Below are 6727 nucleotides of genomic sequence, written 5' to 3' on the forward strand. Positions count from 1 at the left end.
TTTACATTTAGCAAATTGGTAGTTACTATTACAATAGTGACTAAAGGGGAGGCTACTAGTATGGATTTTTATTTAGACCCATCTGTATTAATGATTTTGATTGTTTTTGGATTTGTAGCTGCATTTATTGATTCAGTTGTAGGTGGTGGTGGACTCATTGCTTTACCAGCTTTATTATTTACAGGATTGAATCCAGCAAGTGCAGTAGCCACGAATAAATTAGCATCGACAATGGGGAGTGCAACTAGTAATATTGTGTTTTATCGTTCTGGTAATCTTGATTTGAAATCGGCTTTTAAATTATTTCCAATCACTTTTATAGGTTCCATAATAGGGGCATGGACCGTTCATTTAATGAATCCAGAAGTACTGAAGCCATTAATGCTGATCATGCTTGGTGTGGTCGCTATTTATACGATATTCAAGAAGGATTGGGGAAGTATTTCCACTCATAAAAAATTGTCTGGTCGACACGTCATTATTTTTACCTTTTTTATTTTTGCTATTGGTTTTTATGATGGATTTCTAGGTCCTGGTACAGGTTCATTTTTAATGTTTTCTCTTTTATTTATTGGGTATGATTTTTTAAAAGCAGCAGGTACTGCGAAGTTTCTTAATTTAGGAAGTAACGTTGGTGCATTGTTGATGTTTATGTATGTAGGGCAAGTAAACTATGTGTATGGTTTTATAATGGGAGTTGCTCAAATTGCTGGAGGAATCGCCGGCTCCAGATTTGCTATAAAAAAAGGAAGCGGGTATGTTCGTGCTCTTTTCATTACAGTAACTTGTTTATTGTTAGCGAAAAATCTGTATGACTATATTCAGTAAGTAATTAAAGAACGTAGAAAAGGTTAAATACGCAGATTACATAAAATATAAGAAGACACTAGGGAGAAAATTCTTTTTAACGTTTTTTAGATGCTACCTTATTTGAAGATAGCATCTAAAAAGAAAATCTAATTGAAGAGAATGAAAATAATATAAACTCATATTTTCTATATAAAATTTCATTTGTTTTGTTTACATAATATCTTTACAATCATTTGATAAAATATATGTAACTGCATATTGTGAGGGTGGGTGGTTATCCCTTCTTTCCATTTGGAAGGAAAGGGGGTGATAATATGGAGTTTTTGTTTGACCTTGTAAAAGAATTTGTAAAAGCGACTGTACGTGAAGTTTCAGCGTATTTTTTGCGGAAGCAACTTCTGGGTAAGGACAACAAAAAACCCACTCCGCGCCGTAGGAAGCAAAAGGGTGGGTTTCGTAAAAAGAAATAGCTTATAATAACTACCACCCATACGGTAGCAGTTAGGGAAGAGATGTTAGCGCATCTCTTCTTTTTATTATATGCCAATTTATTCGCTGTCACACTTATATAATATTCTACCGAAAATATATCATACTCCTACTTTATGGTCAATTTGATTCCATGATTGAAAAGGTGTAGTCTTATTCTTTTTCAAACTGAAAAATATCCTGGTTAATAAGTTGGTGAAGATACCTATCCATTTCAGCAGCAGAAACTTTTCTTTCATTTTTAAACCACCATGCGCTTAATGAGGTGATTGCCCCTGAATAAAATTCAATGATTAAATCATTTGGCATCGTATGATTTTTGCGCAGTTGATGTAACGCTTCTATTTCTTGTTTTCTCGTTTCGTGACTTAAATACTGTGTCCGGTTAATGAATTGTTCATCAGACATTTGCGTTTCTAATATTTTACCGATTTCTTCATGGTGTAGGAATTGTTCCATTACTTGAAATGGTTTACTTAATCGATCTGAAACTGGTATTTCAGCAATCATCTTGCTATATCGTTTAAATCCAAATGCTAATAAAGCATCTTTATCTTCGAAGTGTTTATAAAAGGTTGTTCGGTGTACCATTGCGCGGTCACATATTTGGTTAATCGTGATCGTACTATATTTCTGTTTTGATTGCGTCATTAATTCAAATAAGGAATCCCATAGTAATTTATGTGTACGTCTAATACGTAAATCAATTTGTTTTTCATTATCGTTCATCTACACTTCTCCTTTTTTGTAGATTAAATATACAGTGGCTGAAAATTGATTCTCCCTTTTTAATCTACATATGTATATTATATTACATGTGTTTAGGTATATTTAAAGTTTTTTAAGTAAGAAACAGGAGGAGAATCTGTAAATGAATATGACAACTAAGAGCCCTGCAAGTGGCAAAGTTGATACTTCTAATTTGAAACATACCCCCATTTTAATTGCGTTACTTTTAGGGGCAATGGTTGCATTATTAAATGAAACATTACTTGGTAATGCGTTAACGGTATTAATGAAAGAATTTGACGTAACAGCTTCAACGATTCAATGGCTTTCTACAGCTTACATGTTAGTAGTTGGTGTTTTAGTCCCAATTACAGCGTTACTTCAACAATGGCTCACAACGAGGCAAATGTTTTTAATCGCTATGGTAACGTTTTTAGCTGGTACATTAATTGCGGGATTTGCGCCGACATTTTCCGTTTTATTAGTCGGCCGTATCGTCCAAGCTGTAGCGACGGGATTAATTACACCGTTATTAATGAATACGATTTTAATTATTTGTCCGCCTGAAAAACGTGGTGCAACAATGGGATTAATCGCACTTGTAATGATGGCAGCTCCAGCAATTGGTCCTACATTATCCGGAGTAATCGTAGACTCACTAAATTGGCGCTGGTTATTCTACATTGTTATTCCGATCGTGATCATTTCCATTATGATTGGGATGAAGTACATTCAAAATGTTTCAGAGTTAACAAGACCAAAAGTAGATTACCTATCAATCCTTTTATCGACACTCGGATTTGGCGGACTTGTGTATAGCTTTAGTGCATCAGGTGATTTAGGATGGTCTGATACGAAAGTGTATGGCGCTTTACTTGTTGGATTTATCTCATTATGTATTTTTGTCGTCCGACAATTAAAAATTGAGAATCCAATTTTAGAATTACGCGCATTTAAAGTCCCGATGTTTACATTATCAGTTGGATTAATCGTCATTGTGATGATGTCATTATTTTCAACGATGACTTTATTACCGATGTTTCTGCAAACTGTTTTACTCGTTACAGCTTTTAAATCAGGAATTATCATGCTTCCGGGAAGTATTATTAGCGCTATAATGGGACCGATTGCAGGTAAACTATTTGATAAATTTAGTCCGAAAGTTATTATCGTTCCCGGCATTGTGTTAGTAGGGATTGCAATGTTCTTATTTAAAGGCATTACTCCTGATACATCAATGTTACAAATTATTATTATGCATAGCGTATTAATGGTTGGACTTATGTTTGTCATGACAGCACAAACATACGGTTTAAATCAATTAACACCAGATTTATATCCGCACGGAACAGCATTGTTTAGTACACTGCAACAAGTATCTGGCGCAATTGGTACAGCTATATTCATATCGAAAATGTCTTCAGGAACAACTAGCTATATGGAAAGCTCCGCAAATCCACTGGATCCAGTAGAGAAGTTAAACGGTTTAACGTCAGGATTCCAAGGTGCATTTACACTTGGGCTAGTCTTTATAATTGTTGCGTTTATCATATCGTTATTTTTAAAAGAAGAGAAAAAGGGAGTAAAGGCAGCGAGGGTTTTACAGAACGAACATTAAGGTTTATATAAAGAAGACATCTTTCCCTAAAAAAGATGTCTTTTTTATATTTTTTTCGTAACACTTGTTTTTGATGTCTTAATACATAAGAATTGGTATGTAAAATATTTGTATTTTTTGAACATGAATAATTATTGAGAATAACGATGCAAAGCCGTACTAATAACTAAAAGTCCAATAATGAGAGAAAGTGTTCTTATAATAAGTTCTGCCACTAATAGTTCACCAAATGATTTAGTGACATCGTATATAGATCCTGTTATGAGAATAGGTGCGATCATAATTATAATTCCAATTATTATTTGAAGAAGTAGATTGATGTTTTTATTCAAGACAATCACCTCCAAAAAAATAGGGAATGAGAATATGGTTTTTTTTGTATTATAAAATGATTATATCGTATTACATTAGACGATGAGAATATTTTTAAATAGTAGAAATTAGAGACTCTTCAATAAAAAGGAATTAAATATGGTATTCTTTAGTTAATGTATGTAAACGAAGACGGGGGAAGTGAAGATGGATAAGAAGCTAAAGTATTGGCTAGCATCTATTATAGGGGGAGTAGTACTTGCAACTGGTATGACTTATGGAATATTACAGTTTGCTGAAGTCCCGCTTAAGAGTGAGGACCATGTTTTTGCAGAGGTTAATAAAGAAGACATACTATCGAATGAAGCAGAAGTGAAAGGTTCAAATGCACAACTTCACATTACAGTAACTTCTACTGAAGAAGAAGTTATTTCAGCTATGCATAGCATGACTCATCAAAAAGTAAAAGCGTGTGAAGGAAAGGGAGCAACCCCTATGTCCAAAAAGAATGCAGAGAAAGTAAGAAATATTCTAAACGGAAACAATTTCAAGAACAAAGAAGAGCTATTAGCAATTACTGAAAGATGGGCAAATAGAGATTTTAGTAAAATTGTAGAAGAACATAACTATTTTATTAAACTTCAAGGTGGCGTGATAGGTGAAGCTACAGTGATGGATAAGGTAGACGAGCAAGTATTTTGTCTCAATACTTTCGGTGATGATGTAACGGCCGCATTAATTAAATCAGGAGATCTTCAAGCGCTGTAAGGTGTTTTTTCTCTGATATAAAGAAAGCCTCAAGTATTCATATACTTGAGGCTTTTCCAATGGAAAGATAGGAATGATCCGAATTCCTTACATTAAGAACAAAGTGGAATTACTCCTAAACCAATTAATAAAGCTGCAGCAACTGCTGGAATTGGTACAGGAATTTGAATACCTTCTACAAATAAGAAATATTGACCACTTACTATTTTAAAACAAACTAATTGCATGGCTATTCCTCCCTTCTTTTAGAATTAATACATTATATTAATTTATCTATTTATTGTTATAGTTAAATTATTCATTTTTAAAAATATAGTTAATATGTAAATAGTTTTCGAAAGGACCTGCTCAATCAATACGGAAAAACATAAGATGAAACGAATCCATTAAAATACATGAGTGAACCTTAGTTTTCCCCTCTTATCTAAAGGAGGAACTATTATGGGTTACGGTGGTAGTTGTGGCGGTTGTGGCTTTTCTGGAGGCTTTGCTTTATTAGTTGTGTTATTCATTTTATTAATAATCGTTGGAGCTTCTTGCTTCTGCTAAAAACTATTGGAAAAGACACTCATATGGAGTGTCTTTTCTTTCGTGCAAAATGATTCCTGACAATAGCCAACTGTATAAAGTATACGGTATACCTTTTCTTTATTAGGCATGTAGAATTGTAATAATTACATTAACACCGGGAGATACAAGAGCTTTCTTATTTGAGGATGTTCAAGTATTACTGTCTCAAATGCTACTACAGCTAACGCTTTACTGATTCCATTATTTATCCAACAAACAACATATATTTGTTGTGATAAATCAAATTCATATTACTGTGAGAATAGTGACTATGGTTAGTATTAGTTATTAAAGAGAGCTTTGGCTCTTTTTTTATTTTCTTTCGACATAATATGACAATATATGAATTAACAGTTTGGTATTATTATCTAGAAATCTTACATTTATCTACAAATTATTATTGTATTTTTAGATTTTTAAATGTAAAATATTTCAATGTAAATACATACCATTTAGGGGGATAAAGAAATTTATGAAAAAATTATTAGCTTCAGCAACAGCGGTAACACTATTAACAGTGGGGTACAGTTCTTCTGCATTTGCAGCTAAGAGTCCTAATGATACAAAAAACTGTGGTCATTTTAAAAGTCAACAAGATGCTCAAGCATTCTGGGATCAAAATGGATATGGTGTTGGAAATGATCCACACCGTTTAGATAATGATAAAGACGGCATTCCATGTGAAGATTATAAATATCCAAAGAGCACAAATACTACAACAGAAAATAAAGAAACTACTAAACCTCAAGAACAACCTAAACAAGAAAATACTAAACAGGAAAACACTAAACAAGAACCTGTTAAACAAGAAAACACTAAGCAAGAGAATTCAAAACAAAATAACCAAACAACAAATAATAAACAAGAACAAACTAAGCCTCAAACAACTGCAAAAGAAACAAAGAAAAATACTAATACAGTTGTGAAAAAAGAAACGAAAAAACAAGGTGAAAAATTACCTAATACAGCATCAAACGGTGTTACAATGATGTTAGCAAGCTTAGGATTAGCATTAGCTGGTTCTGTATTAATGTTCCGTCGTAAAAAGACAAACGCATAAAATAGTTCCTTAAAACGGCAGGAGAAATCCTGTCGTTTTCAAATGGAGTGATAAAAGTGAATAAAAAACAATGGATAGGCTTATGTTTAACTGTTATTGGACTTACTATCTTTTCCTATTATTTTCTAGAATGGTATAGTGCTAGACAATCAGCAGAGTCGTTAACAACTAACGAGGCTAAACAATATGAGACTTCCACACCTTCTAAAGAAAATGAAACGCAAAACATCAATCAAACAGAGACAGAGACAAAGATTGACACTTCATTACAACCTGAAGAACCTGTACAAATTCCCGCTTCAAAGGTAAACCATCAGTTAGGAGATAAAGTAGCATATTTAATTATCCCTAAAATACAAAAGAAATACTCT

9 protein-coding genes and 1 pseudogene are annotated in these 6727 nt (G+C 33.1%); 7 read left to right on the forward strand and 3 right to left on the reverse strand.

Annotated features, from left to right (window positions below; genetic code table 11):
* The first annotated feature begins 60 nt into the window (after positions 1-60).
* Together BAQ53_RS04410 and BAQ53_RS04415 are read left to right on the forward strand one after the other, a co-directional pair.
* Positions 61-828: a TSUP family transporter gene (locus tag BAQ53_RS04410; RefSeq protein ID WP_000348439.1), complete on the forward strand. Its 768-nt coding sequence runs from the start codon at positions 61-63 to the stop codon at positions 826-828.
* 296 nt (positions 829-1124) lie between these two features.
* Positions 1125-1280 (forward strand): hypothetical protein, encoded by a 156-nt coding sequence (locus tag BAQ53_RS04415; RefSeq protein ID WP_000394758.1) that lies wholly within the window; start codon positions 1125-1127, stop codon positions 1278-1280.
* A 172-nt stretch (positions 1281-1452) separates the two neighbouring features.
* Here BAQ53_RS04415 and BAQ53_RS04420 read toward each other — a convergent pair whose 3' ends face one another.
* The gene (locus BAQ53_RS04420) at positions 1453-2028 is read right to left on the reverse strand and encodes a TetR/AcrR family transcriptional regulator (protein WP_136999598.1); all 576 of its coding nucleotides are present in this window, start codon (positions 2026-2028) and stop codon (positions 1453-1455) included.
* Positions 2029-2170: 142 nt separating this feature from the next.
* Between BAQ53_RS04420 and BAQ53_RS04425 the strand changes: the two genes are divergently transcribed.
* Positions 2171-3646 (forward strand): MDR family MFS transporter, encoded by a 1476-nt coding sequence (locus BAQ53_RS04425; RefSeq protein WP_136999596.1) that lies wholly within the window; start codon positions 2171-2173, stop codon positions 3644-3646.
* A 131-nt stretch (positions 3647-3777) separates the two neighbouring features.
* On the opposite strand, the gene BAQ53_RS04430 is transcribed toward BAQ53_RS04425, so the two are convergent.
* On the reverse strand, positions 3778-3978 hold the full coding sequence (locus tag BAQ53_RS04430) for a hypothetical protein (protein ID WP_001038824.1): 201 nt from the start codon (positions 3976-3978) through the stop codon (positions 3778-3780).
* 187 nt (positions 3979-4165) lie between these two features.
* On the opposite strand from BAQ53_RS04430, the gene BAQ53_RS04435 reads away from it, so the two are divergent.
* Positions 4166-4726, forward strand: coding sequence for a PRK06770 family protein (locus tag BAQ53_RS04435; protein WP_000358641.1), 561 nt, complete (start codon positions 4166-4168; stop codon positions 4724-4726).
* A gap of 92 nt (positions 4727-4818) precedes the next feature.
* On the opposite strand, the gene BAQ53_RS26355 is transcribed toward BAQ53_RS04435, so the two are convergent.
* On the reverse strand, positions 4819-4953 hold the full coding sequence (locus BAQ53_RS26355; RefSeq protein ID WP_001177693.1) for a hypothetical protein: 135 nt from the start codon (positions 4951-4953) through the stop codon (positions 4819-4821).
* A 214-nt stretch (positions 4954-5167) separates the two neighbouring features.
* On the opposite strand from BAQ53_RS26355, the gene BAQ53_RS04440 reads away from it, so the two are divergent.
* The 3 genes and pseudogenes from BAQ53_RS04440 to BAQ53_RS26555 all read left to right on the forward strand — a co-directional run.
* Positions 5168-5275: a YjcZ family sporulation protein gene (locus BAQ53_RS04440; RefSeq protein WP_000540375.1), complete on the forward strand. Its 108-nt coding sequence runs from the start codon at positions 5168-5170 to the stop codon at positions 5273-5275.
* A gap of 493 nt (positions 5276-5768) precedes the next feature.
* Positions 5769-6356 carry an excalibur calcium-binding domain-containing protein gene (locus tag BAQ53_RS04445; protein WP_000734536.1) on the forward strand — a complete coding sequence of 196 codons (588 nt, stop codon included), beginning with the start codon at positions 5769-5771 and terminating at the stop codon, positions 6354-6356.
* A gap of 56 nt (positions 6357-6412) precedes the next feature.
* Positions 6413-6727: pseudogene (locus tag BAQ53_RS26555) on the forward strand (class D sortase); the annotation flags it as partial.

This window comes from Bacillus sp. B25(2016b), assembly GCF_001679765.1.
GTDB classification, from domain to species: domain Bacteria; phylum Bacillota; class Bacilli; order Bacillales; family Bacillaceae_G; genus Bacillus_A; species Bacillus_A thuringiensis_K.

Excerpts from the sequence above, each read along its gene's own strand:
- BAQ53_RS04420 (WP_136999598.1), bottom strand. The coding sequence starts at position 2,028 with ATGAACGATAATGAAAAACAAATTGATTTACGTATTAGACGTACACAT.
- BAQ53_RS26355 (WP_001177693.1), bottom strand. The coding sequence starts at position 4,953 with ATGCAATTAGTTTGTTTTAAAATAGTAAGTGGTCAATATTTCTTATTT.
- BAQ53_RS04410 (WP_000348439.1), top strand. The coding sequence starts at position 61 with ATGGATTTTTATTTAGACCCATCTGTATTAATGATTTTGATTGTTTTT.
- BAQ53_RS04415 (WP_000394758.1), top strand. The coding sequence starts at position 1,125 with ATGGAGTTTTTGTTTGACCTTGTAAAAGAATTTGTAAAAGCGACTGTA.
- BAQ53_RS04435 (WP_000358641.1), top strand. The coding sequence starts at position 4,166 with ATGGATAAGAAGCTAAAGTATTGGCTAGCATCTATTATAGGGGGAGTA.
- BAQ53_RS04425 (WP_136999596.1), top strand. The coding sequence starts at position 2,171 with ATGAATATGACAACTAAGAGCCCTGCAAGTGGCAAAGTTGATACTTCT.
- BAQ53_RS04445 (WP_000734536.1), top strand. The coding sequence starts at position 5,769 with ATGAAAAAATTATTAGCTTCAGCAACAGCGGTAACACTATTAACAGTG.
- BAQ53_RS04440 (WP_000540375.1), top strand. The coding sequence starts at position 5,168 with ATGGGTTACGGTGGTAGTTGTGGCGGTTGTGGCTTTTCTGGAGGCTTT.